This is a genomic window from Paenibacillus sp. 102, assembly GCF_039549175.1.
Taxonomy (GTDB): Bacteria; Bacillota; Bacilli; order Bacillales; family Bacillaceae_G; genus Bacillus_A.
Genome location: NZ_JBCGHT010000035.1, coordinates 1 through 15,909 on the forward strand (window position 1 = coordinate 1; position 15,909 = coordinate 15,909).

Genomic DNA, 15,909 nt, shown 5'->3' on the forward strand with positions numbered 1-15,909 from the left:
CATAACCCGAAGGTCGCAGGTTCAAATCCTGTCCCCGCAACCAATGGTCCCGTGGTGTAGTGGTTAACATGCCTGCCTGTCACGCAGGAGATCGCCGGTTCGACCCCGGTCGGGACCGCCATTTATACAAAGAAAAGAACGAAACAAGTTGTTTCGTATTTTTTTATTTATTTTTAAGAAAACTTATAAAGACAGTCAATCTTACCCTTAGGATAACTCCTAAGGTCTTTTTTATATGTTCAAAATGAAACGAAGCCAAAAAATCTGTATAATAGAGAGCAGAGAATATTGTGAGTAAGGTAGGTGAAACCTTTGAATAAATACGAAATAATGACAACCTCTTCTGAAGAGACACAAAATTTATCAGAAAAGCTAGGTCAACTTGTTAGAGCGCAAGATGTACTCATTTTAGAAGGAGACTTAGGTGCTGGTAAGACAACATTTACGAAAGGTCTTGCAAAAGGTCTTGGCGTAAAACGAGTTGTAAATAGTCCTACATTCAATATTATAAAAGAATACAAAGGAAGATTACCGCTGTATCATATGGACGTGTATCGTTTAGCGGAAAGTGAAGAAGATTTAGGGTTTGATGAGTATTTTTATGGTGAAGGAATAACAGTGGTAGAGTGGGCGCATTTAATTGAAACCTTTTTACCAAATGAGAAGTTAAAGATTAGCTTATTCCATACGGGTGATGATACAAGAAAAATTGTATTAGAGCCAAGTGGTGAGCGTTATATTAGATTATGTGAGGAGCTATTACAAGATGAAAGTACTAGCAATTGATACTTCAAATTACGTAATGGGTGTTTCGCTTATTGAAGAAAACACTGTTGTTGGGGAAATCATTACAAATTTAACAAAAAATCATTCTGTACGTCTTATGCCAGCTGTAGAACAACTTCTGAAGGAATGCAATGTAAAACCGAAAGAGTTAGATAAAATTGTTGTAGCTGCTGGTCCGGGGTCTTATACGGGAGTTCGAATTGGTGTGACTGCTGCGAAAACATTAGCTTGGTCATTACAAATACCGATTGTCGGTGTATCTAGTTTAGAAGTAGTAGCTGCCAATGGAGCCGATTTTCAAGGCGTTATCTGTCCGTTGTTTGATGGACGTCGTGGACAAATTTACACAGGTTTGTATACATATAAAGAAGGGCAACTATCTTCTATAGAGGATGACCGAATTGTTCTTATTGTGGATTGGTTACAGATGTTAAAAGATAAGGGACAACCTGTGTTATTTATCGGAAATGATGTAAAGCTGCATAAAGAAACGATTGTGGAATATTTAGGAGAGCAGGCTGTGTTTGCTTCTTTTACAAAGAATAATCCAAGGCCAAGTGAGTTAGCATTTTTAGGATTACAAAAAGAGGAGCAAAGTGTCCATACATTTGTTCCGAGCTATCTCCGTTTAGCAGAAGCAGAAACAAAATGGCTAGAGAGTCAGAAAAAATAGGGGTTATCAAAATGAATATTACATTTAGAAAGATGACGACTGATGATATTCCTCAAATTATAGCTATTGAAGAAGCATCTTTCCCAACCCCTTGGACTGCTGATGCATTTCATCGTGAATTAACAACGAATGAGTATGCACATTATGTTGTGGTAGAAAAAGATGATGTGGTAATTGGATACTGTGGATTGTGGATAATTATTGATGAATCACATATTACGAACATAGCCATTTTGCCAGAATATCGTGGTCAAAAACTTGGAGATGCTTTGCTAAAAGAAGTAATGGATCAAGCAAAGGGAATGGGAGCGAAAACGATGACACTTGAAGTTCGCGTGTCAAATGAAGTAGCGAAACAGTTATACCGAAAATATGGATTCCAAAACGGTGGGATTCGGAAACGATACTATACAGACAATTATGAAGATGGTCTTGTAATGTGGGTGAATATATAATGGAAAAAAATACGATTATACTTGGTATTGAAACAAGCTGTGATGAAACAGCCGTAGCAGTTGTGAAAAATGGAACAGAAATAGTAGCAAATATTGTGGCTTCCCAGATTGAAAGCCATAAACGTTTTGGTGGTGTTGTACCAGAAATTGCATCTCGCCATCATGTAGAACAAATTACAGTTGTATTAGAAGAAGCACTAAAAGAAGCGAATATCTCTTTTGAAGATATTGATGCAATTGCTGTGACGGAGGGACCTGGGTTAGTAGGGGCACTTTTAATTGGTGTAAATGCAGCTAAAGCAGTTGCCTTCGCTCATAATATTCCTCTTGTTGGTGTTCATCATATTGCTGGGCATATTTATGCGAATCGCTTAGTAAAAGAACTACAATTCCCGTTGTTATCACTTGTTGTGTCTGGAGGACATACAGAGCTTGTTTATATGAAAGAACATGGTTCGTTTGAAGTAATTGGCGAAACAAGAGATGATGCGGCAGGAGAAGCATATGATAAAGTTGCACGTACATTATCTATGCCGTATCCAGGTGGTCCTCATATTGATCGTCTTGCTCATGAAGGAAAGCCAACCATTGATTTACCACGTGCATGGCTAGAACCAGATTCATATGACTTTAGCTTCAGTGGATTGAAATCAGCAGTTATCAACACTGTGCATAACGCAAAACAACGCGGGGAAGAAATTGCACCAGAGGATTTAGCAGCTAGCTTCCAAGCGAGTGTAATAGATGTACTCGTAACGAAAGCAGTTCGTGCAGCAGAAGCGTATGATGTAGAACAAGTACTTCTTGCTGGTGGTGTTGCAGCGAATAAAGGACTTCGTGCACGTTTAGAGGAAGAGTTTGCGAAAAAAGAAGAAATCGAGCTTATTATTCCACCGTTATCCTTGTGCACAGATAATGCAGCAATGATTGCAGCAGCAGGCACAATTGCATATGAAAAAGGAAAGCGTGCAACATTGGCTTTAAATGCAAATCCAGGATTAGATATTGAAGCATAGTTATGCACATAATTAACCACAACCTGTGGATAAAACCCACATTATCTGTTGATAATGTGGGTTTTATTGTGAATATTAAGTGTGTATAACTTTTTAGTTGTTCGTGGATAATGTGGAAAAGTTATTTTTGTGTTTATATAATAAAGGTGGATATGTGTATAAGGTTGTGGATAATGACATCAAGGTCAGACCTTTGACCATAGTCTTTTGTATTGAAAAATAAACAAAGTAGTTGAATGGCCTTCAACTACTTTGTTTTCGTTATATGAATATATAGGGGTTATACGTGTAACTCTTCCCATTCCGCCATAAACTTCTCTAATTCTTCTTGTTTTGTTTGCTTTGCAGTTGTAATCTCACTAGCTCGTTCGTAGTCGGCATATACTTCAGGTAGACAAAGCTCTTCTTCTAATTGTGCAATTTCTTCTTCTAAATTTGCAATGTTTTGTTCAATTTCTTCAATCTTTCGGATGCGTTGGCGTTCTGATTTTTTACGTTCTTTTTCTTCAAGATAATTTAATTTTTCTTGAGCAATCGTTTTTTGGACTGGTACATCCGCTCCTTGTTGTTCAAATTCCGCACGTTCAATCATTTCATTTTTCTTTTCAATATAGTAATCATAGTCACCTAAATATTCTTGTGCACCATCTGTTGATAACTCAACAACTGTAGTTGTGACACGGTTAATGAAATAGCGATCATGAGAAACGAATAAAAGAGTTCCAGGATAATCAATTAAGGCATTTTCTAAAATCTCTTTACTATTTAAATCGAGATGGTTTGTTGGCTCATCGAGAATCAGTAAATTAGATTTTTGCATCATCAATTTTGCTAGAGCTAATCGAGCCTTTTGGCCACCACTTAAGGAAGACACGGGTTTTAATACATCATCCCCTGTAAATAAAAAGTTACCGAGTATCGTGCGGATTTCTTTTTCTGGCTCTAGTGGATAATCATCCCATAGTTCGTTTAAAACACGCTTAGATGATGTTAAGTTTGCCTGTTCTTGATCATAATACCCAATAGATACATTTGAACCGAAAGAAACTTCACCGCTTAACGTCTTTAATTTATTCACAATCGATTTTAATAATGTAGATTTCCCAATACCATTTGGACCAACTAGTGCGACACTATCACCGCGGGTTAAGCGCATATTTACATGCTCAATAACTGGTTCTTTTTCATATCCAATTGAAACATCCTTTACTTGTAATACGTCGTTTCCGCTTTGTTTTTCGATATCAAAGTGGAAGGATGCTGATTTAGAATCACCTAATGGTCTGGTCAGTAATTCCATCCTATCTAATTGTTTACGGCGACTTTGTGCACGTTTTGTTGTAGAGGCACGGGCAATGTTCTTTTGGACAAAGTCTTCTAGTTTAGCAATTTCCTCTTGTTGTTTCTCATAACGCTTCATTTCCTGCTCATATAGTGCAGCTTTTAAATCTGAATATTTACTGTAGTTACCAACATATCGTCTGCTTTCTTTATTAGAAATTTCATATACTTGTGTAACAAGCTTGTCTAAAAAGTAGCGATCGTGGGAAACGATTAAAATAGCTCCAGGATAGCCTTGTAGATATTGTTCAAGCCATGTTAATGTATCGATATCTAAATGGTTTGTTGGTTCGTCCAAGATGAGTAAGTCTGGTTTTGTTAATAGCAGCTTACCAAGAGCGAGTCTTGTTTTCTGTCCACCACTTAACGTAGAAATCGTTGTTTGGTGTGTTTCAACTGGAAAACCAAGTCCACTTAAGATGGAGCGAATATCAGCTTCATATTGATAACCACCTTGATCTTTGTAGTCTAGCTGCAATTGATCATAATCAGCGAGTAATTTTTCGTACGTAGCAGCATTTGAAAAGTTCTCTTCCTTACCCATTTCTTGCTCTAACCTTCGAAGTTTCTTTTCCATCTGCTGCAGATGAGTAAAGACAGTAATCATTTCATCCCAAATTGTTAAAGAAGTTTCCAGACCGGTATTTTGAGCCAAATAACCAATTGAAACATCTTTTGGTTTTATAATTTCTCCACCATCGTGAGATAATTCACCGGCAATTATTTTTAATAATGTAGATTTTCCAGCACCATTTCGACCGACTAGTGCAATACGATCTTTTGTTTGAACTTCCAATTTAATGTTTGCAAGAATTGTTTCAGCACCGTATAATTTTGAAAGCCCATTCACTTGTAATAGAATCAATGTTTTCACCTCAAATAATTTCTTAACTTTGCCATGTTTATATTTCTCAATCATACTAAAAATAGTGTATAGTTTAAAATAAAGAGAGAAGTCTTCTCTCTATTATACAAGGAAAGTCATAAGTGCTAAACTTCTGTATTTGTTTTAAATCTGTGAACAAAGATAGGAAGAGAGGAGAGGTTATATGGATCAGCAAAAGATTCCGCAGGCTACAGCCAAACGATTGCCTCTATACTATCGATTTATCCAAAACTTATCTCTTTCTGGTAAGCAGCGTGTTTCATCGGCAGAATTGAGTGAAGCTGTAAAAGTAGATTCAGCAACAATTCGAAGAGATTTTTCATATTTTGGAGCGTTAGGGAAAAAGGGATATGGATATAATGTGAATTATTTACTATCATTCTTCCGAGAAACGCTCGATCAAGATGATATAACACGTGTAGCACTTATTGGAGTGGGTAATTTAGGGACCGCTTTCTTACATTACAATTTCACGAAAAATAATAATACAAAGATTGAAATGGCGTTTGATGTCAATGAAGAGAAAGTTGGAAAAGAAATCGGAGGAATTCCTGTATATCATTTGGATGAATTAGAAGAGCGTTTAACAAATGATATACAAGTGGCAATATTAACAGTACCTGCTACCGTTGCACAAGCTGTAGCAGATCGATTGGCCGAAACAAATGTACACGGAATTTTAAATTTTACACCGGCACGGTTAAATGTGTCAGAAAATATAAGAATTCATCATATTGATTTAGCTGTAGAATTACAAACACTCGTTTATTTTTTGAAAAATTATCCACAATAAAACGCAGAGGAAATCCCTCTGCGTTTTATTATTGCTTTTTCTTTGTAAATTTGACTAAGATAAGTCGAAGTGCCAAATTAAAATCAATTGTTGCCATAGCAGCAAACAGTAGTGTCCAAAAGTTCCAAATTGTATCTGTAACGTTCGTAATTGCGAAACGTGTAAAGACACATCCAAGAAGGAAATATAGTGCTGCCATAAACAATGGTGAGTTCCTCATATTTAAAATCCTCCGATAAATCCTTGCATTTTTTCTGCTTGTTTAATCATTTCTTGTATTTGTTCGTTACTTACTAGTACTTGGGTTATTGCAACTAATGTATTCATCGCAACGTGAGCCATAATAGGAACGATGATTCGTTTCGTTTTCACATATAGAAAAGCGAAAACAAGTCCCATGGAAGTGTATACTAACAAGTGTGTAAAATCAAAGTGAATTGCCGCGAAAACAAGTGAACTAATAATTGCCGCGATAAAGAAATTAAATCTTTTATAGAGTGTTCCAAATAAAATTTTTCTAAAGACAATCTCTTCTAAAATAGGTCCGATGATAGATATAACAATAAGAAACCATGGAGTAGCTCTTGCTATTTCCATCAAGTCTTGGGTATTTTGAGAACCCGGATTAATCCCTAATAATCGCATTTCAATATTAGCTGCAAGTATTTGAGCAAACATAGCTAAAAAGAAACCGATAAAAATCCAACCGATTGTAGCAGAAATGCTAGCTCGCTTCGTATCTAAATGTCTTTCACGAATATCGGTTTTAAGTAGCCAAAGTATAATACATAATGCAATAAAAAAGCTGATGATTGACCAATGCCCAGCCAGGATTTGAATTTTTTGCTCTCGTGAAACCGCCATATTATCGTATAGTCCAGTTTTAAAAAGGAGCCACACTCCAACAATTCCCGATAGTTGCATCAGAATATATGTAACTATAATCCACCAATAGTGTTTTTTCAAATGGGCTAACCATCCTTTCTAACTTTAGTTTATGAGATAAGGCGAGATAACATGTAAACACCCCGCCTTGGGATACATAATAACCGTTTGTATTATTATTTTTTTGTAAATCTTTATTTGAAAATGAAATAGATGACAGGAAAAAGCTGTACCTATAGAGAAAATAACTTATGGCATCTTTCATATTGTAACATACGATAAGTGGAAAAGCCGATTCATATATCATGAGCATTCCTAATCAGGGTAGCAGAATTATTTTTTAGAAAGTCGTATAGAAAAAGTTTATATAGTAATTTGCGAAAAAATTATGATTTTTTTACTTGCAAAAGAAAATTAGATTATTTATTATTATAAGTGTGTTAGCACTCATGGTCTTCGAGTGCTAATAAAGAAAATTTACATAGAAAAATGAGGAGGTTATTGTTCATGCTAAAGCCATTAGGTGATCGCGTTGTAATTGAGCTTGTTCAAGCAGAAGAAAAAACAGCAAGTGGTATTGTATTACCAGACACTGCAAAAGAAAAACCACAAGAGGGTAAAGTTATTGCAGTAGGTACTGGTCGAGTGCTTGAAAATGGTGAGCGTGTTGCTTTAGAGGTAGCAGCAGGTGATCTTATCATCTTCTCAAAATATGCAGGTACTGAAGTGAAATATGAAGGTACAGACTACTTGATTTTACGTGAAAGTGACATTTTAGCAGTTATCGGTTAATTATATACATTTTAAAAATCCAAGGGGGTCAAATATTATGGCAAAAGATATTAAATTTAGTGAAGAAGCACGTCGTTCGATGCTTCGCGGTGTCGACACTCTTGCAAACGCAGTAAAAGTAACGCTAGGACCAAAAGGTCGTAACGTTGTACTTGAGAAAAAATTCGGTTCACCACTTATTACAAATGATGGTGTAACAATTGCAAAAGAAATCGAATTAGAAGATGCTTTCGAAAACATGGGTGCAAAATTAGTAGCAGAAGTTGCTAGCAAAACAAATGACGTAGCTGGTGACGGAACAACAACTGCAACTGTATTAGCACAAGCTATGATTCGTGAAGGTTTAAAAAACGTAACAGCTGGTGCGAACCCAATGGGTCTTCGTAAAGGTATCGAAAAAGCTGTTGTTGCAGCAATTGAAGAATTAAAAACGATTTCTAAACCAATCGAAGGTAAATCTTCTATCGCACAAGTAGCTGCTATTTCATCAGCTGACGAAGAAGTAGGTCAATTAATTGCTGAAGCAATGGAACGTGTTGGTAACGACGGCGTTATTACATTAGAAGAATCTAAAGGATTCACAACAGAATTAGATGTAGTAGAAGGTATGCAATTTGATCGTGGATATGCATCTCCTTACATGATTACTGATTCTGACAAAATGGAAGCAGTTCTTGATAACCCATACATCTTAATCACTGACAAAAAGATTTCTAACATCCAAGAAATTTTACCAGTATTAGAGCAAGTGGTACAACAAGGTAAGCCACTTCTTATCATTGCAGAAGATGTAGAAGGCGAAGCATTGGCTACATTAGTAGTAAACAAACTTCGTGGTACATTCAATGTAGTAGCTGTTAAAGCTCCTGGATTTGGTGACCGTCGTAAAGCAATGCTAGAAGATATCGCGATTTTAACTGGCGGTGAAGTAATCACTGAAGAATTAGGACGCGACTTAAAATCTGCTACAGTTGCATCTTTAGGACGCGCTGGTAAAGTGGTTGTAACGAAAGAGAACACAACTGTAGTTGAAGGTGTAGGTAACACTGAACAAATCGGAGCTCGCATTGGTCAAATCCGTGCGCAATTAGAAGAAACTACTTCTGAATTCGATCGTGAAAAATTACAAGAGCGTCTTGCTAAACTTGCAGGTGGCGTAGCGGTAATTAAAGTAGGTGCGGCAACTGAAACTGAGTTAAAAGAGCGCAAACTTCGCATTGAAGATGCACTTAACTCAACTCGTGCAGCAGTAGAAGAAGGTATTGTTGCAGGTGGTGGTACTTCACTTATGAACGTATATACAAAAGTAGCTGGTCTTGCAGCTGAAGGCGACGAAGCAACAGGTATTAACATTGTACTTCGTGCATTAGAAGAGCCAGTTCGCCAAATCGCAATTAACGCTGGTCTAGAAGGATCTGTTGTTGTAGAACGCTTAAAAGGCGAAAAAGTAGGCGTTGGTTTCAACGCAGCAACTGGAGCATGGGTAAACATGCTTGAGTCTGGTATCGTAGATCCAACTAAAGTAACTCGTTCTGCACTTCAAAACGCAGCATCTGTTGCAGCAATGTTCTTAACAACTGAAGCTGTAGTTGCTGACAAGCCAGAAGAAGGCGGAAATGCTATGCCTGATATGTCTGGAATGGGCATGGGCGGTATGGGCGGCATGATGTAATTTCATCCGCTGGCGGAACATCCATCTCTATATAGAGGTGGATGTTTTTTTATGTTTTTTCATTTATATATCCATTTGAATTTTTCAATCTATAAGTAAGTCGTGGTTATGAAAACAAAAGAAGGTCTCCACTCGTTTTTTCTTTCTGTTTTTACATGGCATGGCGCTAAAACAGGTACTGACCGCGTCTACCCGCGAGCGGATCCTCTCTTCCATCTAAAAGGAATGGTTTTGTGTTAGTTTTTCAATCTGTATTTATATAGAAGTGGATGTATATGAAACCTCTATATTTATAGTGAAGAAAAGTTTTATTGTGCAAGGGAAATAATTTCTGTAGAATTTTGTCGCTTTCTCTCTTGACCATATTGATACTTCATTGTTAGAATCTAGGAAGATAATATAAAACAATCCTTCATATATCCTCAATGATATGGTTTGAGAGTCTCTACCGGGTTACCGTAAACAACCTGACTATGAAGGCAGTGCGTCTTATATTTATAAAGAGCGGAATACTATCTTTATAAAGTCAGACTCCTGCCTTTTCTTTGTTATGAGACTGAGGGCGGAGGACTGGCTTTTTTTATTATATTGGTAATGCTTTTTGCCAAATTGGTGAAAATATTTATATACAGAACTAACGTTGGGGTGATTATTTTGAAAAAACAGCACGATACGATTATCGTTTTAGATTTTGGGAGTCAGTACAATCAGTTAATTGCACGTCGAATTCGTGAGTTCGGTGTATACAGTGAACTTCATCCACATACAATTACTGCAGAAGAAATTAAAGCAATGAATCCAAAAGGGATTATTTTCTCGGGTGGACCAAATAGTGTATATGGTGAAAATGCATTCCACTGTGATGAAAAGATTTTTGAATTAGGCTTACCGATCTTTGGTATTTGTTACGGTATGCAGCTGATGACAAAACACTTTGGTGGAAAAGTAGAACGTGCAAACCATCGTGAGTACGGAAAAGCAGTTCTTAAAGTAGAGAACGAATCAAAATTATATGCAAACCTTCCAGAAGAGCAAGTTGTATGGATGAGTCATGGTGACTTAGTAACAGGTTTACCAGAAGGTTTCGTAGTAGACGCAACAAGTGAGTCTTGTCCAATTGCCGGTATGAGCAATGAAGCGCAAAACTTATACGGTGTACAGTTCCACCCAGAAGTACGTCATTCTGAGCATGGAAATGATTTAATCAAAAACTTCGTATTCGGCGCATGTGGATGTTCTGAAGGCTGGAACATGGAAAACTTTATTGAAGTAGAATTAGAAAAAATCCGTGAAACAGTTGGCGACAAAAAAGTACTATGTGCACTTAGTGGCGGTGTAGACTCTTCTGTTGTAGCAGTATTAATTCATAAAGCGATTGGTGATCAATTAACATGTATTTTCGTTGACCACGGTTTACTTCGTAAAGGAGAAGCTGAAGGTGTTATGAAAACATTTAGCGAAGGCTTCCACATGAACGTTATTAAGGTGGACGCAAAAGAACGCTTTATGAGCAAGTTAAAAGGTGTAGAAGATCCAGAGCAAAAACGTAAAATTATTGGTAACGAATTTATCTATGTATTTGACGATGAAGCATCAAACCTACAAGGAATGGACTTCTTAGCACAAGGTACACTGTACACTGACATTGTTGAAAGTGGTACAGCAACTGCACAAACGATTAAGTCTCACCATAACGTTGGTGGACTTCCAGAAGATATGCAGTTCAAATTAATTGAACCGTTAAATACGTTATTTAAAGATGAAGTACGTGTATTAGGATCAGAACTAGGAATTCCTGATGAAATCGTATGGCGTCAACCGTTCCCAGGTCCAGGACTTGGTATCCGTGTATTAGGCGAAATCACAGAAGAAAAATTAGAAATCGTTCGTGAATCTGATGCAATTTTACGTGAAGAAATCCAAAAAGCTGGCTTAGATCGTGAAATTTGGCAATACTTCACTGCGCTTCCTGGTATGCGTAGTGTAGGTGTTATGGGTGACGAGCGTACTTACGATTACACAGTAGGTATTCGTGCGGTAACATCTATCGATGGTATGACAGCTGACTGGGCGCGTATCCCTTGGGACGTGTTAGAGAAAATCTCTGTACGTATCGTAAATGAAGTGAAGCACGTTAACCGTATCGTGTATGATGTAACGAGTAAGCCACCAGCAACGATTGAGTGGGAATAGAATTGGTTTATTCGTTTTAAAGGAAGATCCATCCATGCTTTTATGCATAGATGGATCTTTTTTTGTGTTTATACGAACGAAAAATAACAAATGTGAAAAAACGTTCGTTTTTTAAATTGACATATACCTATGTGTGAGGTAATATGAGTATGTAATTGATACGAAAAATGAATATTACAGCCGTCGTATAATATCGGGAATATGGCCCGAAAGTTTCTACCTAGCTACCGTAAATGGCTTGACTACGAGGCGTTTTCATAAAGGTCAGGGGAAATCTGCCTTTGTTTACAGAACGCTTCCATGTATATGCAATGGAAGCCTTTTTTATTTCTATAGATAAAAAAGGGCTAGGGAGAAATACGGCGAGTAATCATATAACGGGGGAAACGTAGAATGAAACGTTATTTTCAGTTTGATGAGCTCGGTACGAATTATAAAACAGAGTTCATTGCAGGGTTAACGACATTTTTATCTATGGCTTATGTACTATTTGTCAATCCTGCTACACTGTCGCTGGGAAACATTAAAGGATTACCAGCTGGAACAGGAATGGACCCGGGTGCTGTATTTGTTGCAACAGCTTTAGCAGCGGCAATTGGGTCACTGATTATGGGGATCTTTGCAAAGTATCCAATTGCTTTAGCACCAGGGATGGGGATTAACGCATTCTTTGCTTATACAGCAGTGCTAACGATGGGGATTCCATGGCAAACAGCGATTGCCGGAACATTAATGTCAGGTATTATCTTTATTATTCTTACAGCTTCTGGTATTCGTGAAAAAATTATTAATGCCATTCCAGCAGAGTTAAAGTTTGCGGTAGCAGCTGGTATTGGATTATTTATCGCCTTTCTTGGTTTTCAAAATGCCGGGATTATAGTAAAGAATGATGCTGTTCTTGTTGGGTTGGGGGATTTAACAAAGGGCACAACATTGCTTGCAATTTTCGGGGTAGTTATTACGATTATCTTCATGATTAAGAAGATAAATGGTGCAGTTTTCTACGGAATGATTCTTACAGCAATCTTAGGAGTAGTAACAGGATTAATTGATACACCGAAAGCTGTAGTTGGTGCAATCCCGAGTCTAGAACCTACGTTCGGTATGGCGCTAACTCACTTTGGAGACATTTTCACTGTTCAAATGGCGATTGTTATTATAACGTTCTTCTTTATCGATTTCTTTGATACAGCGGGTACATTAGTAGCTGTTGCCAATCAAGCAGGGCTAATGAAGAACAACAAATTACCACGTGCGGGAAAAGCGTTATTTGCGGATGCAATTGCAACTGTAATTGGTGCCATTCTTGGTACATCTACGACAACGTCTTACATCGAATCGTCTGCAGGGGTAGCAGCAGGAGGACGTTCAGGATTTACAGCGGTTGTAACAGCAGGATTTTTCTTGCTAGCACTTTTCTTCTCACCATTATTAAGTGTCGTAACAGCGGCTGTAACGGCACCAGCTTTAATTATTGTAGGGATCTTGATGGTTTCGTCTTTAGGAGAAATTGATTGGAAGAAATTCGAGATTGCAGTACCAGCGTTCTTTACAATTATTTCTATGCCACTTACGTATAGTATTGCAACAGGGATTGCGATTGGATTTATCTTCTATCCAATTACAATGGTTGTGAGTGGCCGTCGTAAAGAGATTCATCCAATTATGTATGTTATGGGAGTTTTATTCGTACTATATTTCATCTACGTTCGTAAATAAAAGGGGTTTTTTGAAAGGTCTAGACTTAAGGGGAGTCTAGACCTTTTTTGCGTCTTCAGAAAATCTTAAGGATTTCATGCCGTTTTTCTTCAGAAGTTTTCTTATAATAAGAAATAGGGACTTTAAAAGTTGTGGGAGGACGATGTTGTGGGGCAAGAAACAATACTTGTTGTAGATGATGAAAAGGAAATTCGAGATTTAATCGCAATTTACTTAAAGAACGAAGGATATAAAGTTTTACAGGCGGGGGACGGAGAAGAGGGTTTACGTATATTAGAAGAAAATGAAGTACATTTAGTTGTATTGGATATTATGATGCCGAAAGTAGACGGTATCCATATGTGTATGAAAGTAAGGGAAGCGAAAGAGATGCCAATTATTATGCTTTCTGCGAAAACGCAAGATATGGATAAAATTTTAGGGTTAACAACTGGTGCGGATGATTATGTAACGAAACCTTTTAATCCTTTGGAACTTCTAGCGAGAATTAAATCCCAGCTTCGTCGCTATATGAAAATGAATGGGTTTATTGTTCAAAATGAAGGTGAGATTGAAATAGGAGATATGAAGATAAATGTAGCGACGCATGAAGTGACTGTTCTAGAGGAAGAAGTGAAATTAACACCACGAGAGTTTTCTATTTTAGAGTTGTTAGCTCGTAATGCAGGGATAGTCTTTAGTGCTGAGCAAATTTATGAAAAGGTTTGGAATGAAAGGTCTTTTCAGTCTGATAATACTGTAATGGTGCATATTCGGAAAATCCGTGAGAAGGTTGAAGAGAATCCGAGAAAACCGCGTTATATAAAAACAGTGTGGGGAGTGGGGTATAAGATTGAAAAAGATATTTAATCCGTTTACTTATGTGCTTAAGAAAACTAGAAGGTTAGGTGAAAAGGCAGTAAAGAGTGTTCGGCGTAGTATACGAATTCAGCTTATTACTGCTTTTACTGCTTGTGCGTTGTTAGGGCTTTTTGTATCGACGAAGATAGTGGCGCCTATTTTTGAGGATGCAAGTCGAAATGCTGAAATTAATTATAGGGATGGTATGGAGCAAATTAATCGTAAAGCTCAAAGTACAGCAGAAATGATGGTTACTGATAATAGGTTAGATGCTTTGCAAAAAATGATAGAGGAAGAAAATCAAAACTTAGAACAAGGGCATGAAGCCTTTAAAATATTAATTACTGATGAAAGTGGTAAGGTTCTGTATAAAACGAAGCAGGCACAAGAAGAACAAATTAATTTGCATAATATGATTCGGAACGTAACGTCATTTGCTATCCATTATTCAAATAATAATGATGACATTGAAAGATCAAGAAAAGAATTTATCGCTTTTTCACCTATTACAATTGAAAATACGAACTTATATATGTTTGTGAGTGGAATTCCTCAAGGAGAGGTAGTGTATTATAAAGTAGAAGGGCCATTTCCATTTTTGATTGGAGTACTCGTATTTATTTTCTCTTTCTTCTATATAACAAAGAGAAAGATGAAACAAATCGAAGCGATGGCGCAAGGGGTAAAAGAAATAGAAAAAGGAAATTTAGCTTATCGTATTGAGAAAAAAGGTGAGGATGAGATTGCTGCTTTGACTGAGAATATTAACAATATGGCAGAAGAGCTTATGTATAATATTGAAAAAGAGCGTAAATTAGAGAAACAAAAAAATGAACTCATTACAAATGTATCGCATGATTTACGGACACCACTTACTTCTATTATGGGATATTTGCGTTTGCTACGTGATTCAAAGTATGAAAATAAAGAACAACATGATGAGTATATGAGAATCGCATTTTCAAAATCGGAGCAGTTGAAGAATTTAATAGAGGATTTATTCGAGTATACAAAACTAACGAATGAAAACATTGTATTAGAAAAACAAGAGGTATGTATGAATGAACTCCTTGATCAATTAATAGAAGAATTAGTGCCACAAGCAGAAGAGCATAGCCTTGTATTTATTAAAAAGTTTCCTGAAGAACGTGTATATGCTGCTGTTGATTCGGAGAAGATTGTTCGCGTGTTTGAAAATTTATTAATGAATGCTATTAAATATAGTGCGGATAATGGAGAGATTAAAGTTTCTCTTGAAAGACAACGCCGTACTATTCAAATCTCTGTTGCGAATTATAGCGAAGAGTTTACGAGAGAGGAACTAGGGAACTTATTTGAACGTTTTTATAAGAAAGACCAATCTAGAAGTAGAGTCACAGAAGGATCAGGTCTTGGACTTGCGATCGCGAAAAGTATTGTAGAGCTTCAAGACGGAGAAATTCGAGCTGAATATAGAGACGGAGTGATTCAGTTTATTGTTTCATTACCAGTTGTAGAGGGAAAGTAAATAAAGAGGGTTTTATGGGAAAAAGACTTACTTAATAGAAAGTAAGTCTTTTTTATATTTTTTTAGAAAAACATATTGACGGTTATATAAATGAAGTGTAGTATTATACGAGTCGCCGATAGCAACAACGCAAAAAGCGACAAACGAAATAAAAAACTTAGTTGACATTGAAACATTAAAGTGTTAACATAAGGGAGTCGCAAATGAGCGACAAACGAGTTCTTTGAAAACTGAACGAAACAAACAACGTGCAACGTCAATTTTTATTTTTATGATGCTAGACAAACTAACTTTATTGGAGAGTTTGATCCTGGCTCAGGATGAACGCTGGCGGCGTGCCTAATACATGCA

Annotated in this window: 14 protein-coding genes, 1 tRNA gene, 1 rRNA gene and 2 riboswitches; of the genes, 13 read left to right on the forward strand and 3 right to left on the reverse strand. The window is 36.9% G+C overall.

From position 1 onward, the window contains the following. Nucleotides 1–45: 45 nt before the first annotated feature. From AAIE21_RS28360 to tsaD, 5 genes are all read left to right on the forward strand, one after another. Nucleotides 46–121 (forward strand) — tRNA-Asp (locus tag AAIE21_RS28360). A gap of 191 nt (nt 122–312) precedes the next feature. Next, nucleotides 313–786 (forward strand): tRNA (adenosine(37)-N6)-threonylcarbamoyltransferase complex ATPase subunit type 1 TsaE, encoded by a 474-nt coding sequence (tsaE, locus tag AAIE21_RS28365; protein ID WP_343269752.1) that lies wholly within the window; start codon nt 313–315, stop codon nt 784–786. Continuing rightward, entirely contained in the window at nt 767–1,459 is a 693-nt protein-coding gene (tsaB, locus tag AAIE21_RS28370; RefSeq protein WP_343269753.1) for a tRNA (adenosine(37)-N6)-threonylcarbamoyltransferase complex dimerization subunit type 1 TsaB, read from the forward strand. The genes tsaE and tsaB overlap by 20 nt, the downstream gene beginning before the upstream one ends. A gap of 11 nt (nt 1,460–1,470) precedes the next feature. After that, the gene (gene rimI, locus AAIE21_RS28375; protein WP_343269754.1) at nt 1,471–1,914 is read left to right on the forward strand and encodes a ribosomal protein S18-alanine N-acetyltransferase; all 444 of its coding nucleotides are present in this window, start codon (nt 1,471–1,473) and stop codon (nt 1,912–1,914) included. Continuing rightward, nucleotides 1,914–2,930: a tRNA (adenosine(37)-N6)-threonylcarbamoyltransferase complex transferase subunit TsaD gene (tsaD, locus tag AAIE21_RS28380; protein ID WP_343269755.1), complete on the forward strand. Its 1,017-nt coding sequence runs from the start codon at nt 1,914–1,916 to the stop codon at nt 2,928–2,930. The genes rimI and tsaD overlap by 1 nt, the downstream gene beginning before the upstream one ends. 280 nt (nt 2,931–3,210) lie before the next feature. On the opposite strand, the gene AAIE21_RS28385 is transcribed toward tsaD, so the two are convergent. Then, complete coding sequence (locus AAIE21_RS28385) at nt 3,211–5,136, reverse strand: ABC-F family ATP-binding cassette domain-containing protein (RefSeq protein ID WP_343269756.1); 1,926 nt, start codon at nt 5,134–5,136, stop codon at nt 3,211–3,213. Nucleotides 5,137–5,320: 184 nt separating this feature from the next. Here AAIE21_RS28385 and AAIE21_RS28390 point away from each other — a divergent pair, with 184 nt between their 5' ends. Further along, entirely contained in the window at nt 5,321–5,950 is a 630-nt protein-coding gene (locus tag AAIE21_RS28390; RefSeq protein ID WP_017150416.1) for a redox-sensing transcriptional repressor Rex, read from the forward strand. Nucleotides 5,951–5,978: 28 nt separating this feature from the next. Here the strand turns inward: AAIE21_RS28390 and AAIE21_RS28395 are convergent, their stop codons facing one another. Beyond that, complete coding sequence (locus tag AAIE21_RS28395) at nt 5,979–6,170, reverse strand: YdiK family protein (protein ID WP_343269757.1); 192 nt, start codon at nt 6,168–6,170, stop codon at nt 5,979–5,981. A 2-nt stretch (nt 6,171–6,172) separates the two neighbouring features. Further along, nucleotides 6,173–6,916 carry a CPBP family intramembrane glutamic endopeptidase gene (locus AAIE21_RS28400; protein ID WP_343269758.1) on the reverse strand — a complete coding sequence of 248 codons (744 nt, stop codon included), beginning with the start codon at nt 6,914–6,916 and terminating at the stop codon, nt 6,173–6,175. A gap of 426 nt (nt 6,917–7,342) precedes the next feature. Here AAIE21_RS28400 and groES point away from each other — a divergent pair, with 426 nt between their 5' ends. The 7 genes from groES to AAIE21_RS28435 all read left to right on the forward strand — a co-directional run. Beyond that, nucleotides 7,343–7,627 (forward strand): co-chaperone GroES, encoded by a 285-nt coding sequence (groES, locus tag AAIE21_RS28405; RefSeq protein ID WP_000917306.1) that lies wholly within the window; start codon nt 7,343–7,345, stop codon nt 7,625–7,627. Between the two features lie 37 nt (nt 7,628–7,664). Beyond that, a complete protein-coding gene (gene groL, locus AAIE21_RS28410) occupies nt 7,665–9,299 on the forward strand; it encodes a chaperonin GroEL (protein ID WP_343269759.1) in 1,635 nt (544 codons plus the stop codon). Between the two features lie 392 nt (nt 9,300–9,691). After that, nucleotides 9,692–9,793, forward strand: a riboswitch (purine riboswitch). A gap of 160 nt (nt 9,794–9,953) precedes the next feature. Next, nucleotides 9,954–11,492, forward strand: a complete 1,539-nt coding sequence (guaA, locus tag AAIE21_RS28415) for a glutamine-hydrolyzing GMP synthase (protein ID WP_343269760.1) — start codon at nt 9,954–9,956, stop codon at nt 11,490–11,492. 163 nt (nt 11,493–11,655) lie between these two features. After that, nucleotides 11,656–11,757: riboswitch (purine riboswitch) on the forward strand. A gap of 128 nt (nt 11,758–11,885) precedes the next feature. Beyond that, a complete protein-coding gene (locus AAIE21_RS28420) occupies nt 11,886–13,211 on the forward strand; it encodes an NCS2 family permease (protein ID WP_343269761.1) in 1,326 nt (441 codons plus the stop codon). Nucleotides 13,212–13,358: 147 nt separating this feature from the next. Then, a complete protein-coding gene (locus AAIE21_RS28425) occupies nt 13,359–14,060 on the forward strand; it encodes a response regulator transcription factor (RefSeq protein WP_343269762.1) in 702 nt (233 codons plus the stop codon). Next, a complete protein-coding gene (locus tag AAIE21_RS28430) occupies nt 14,044–15,558 on the forward strand; it encodes a sensor histidine kinase (RefSeq protein WP_343269764.1) in 1,515 nt (504 codons plus the stop codon). Before AAIE21_RS28425 ends, AAIE21_RS28430 begins: the two co-directional genes overlap by 17 nt. Nucleotides 15,559–15,850: 292 nt before the next feature. Then, nucleotides 15,851–15,909 (forward strand): 16S ribosomal RNA (locus AAIE21_RS28435); the annotation flags it as partial.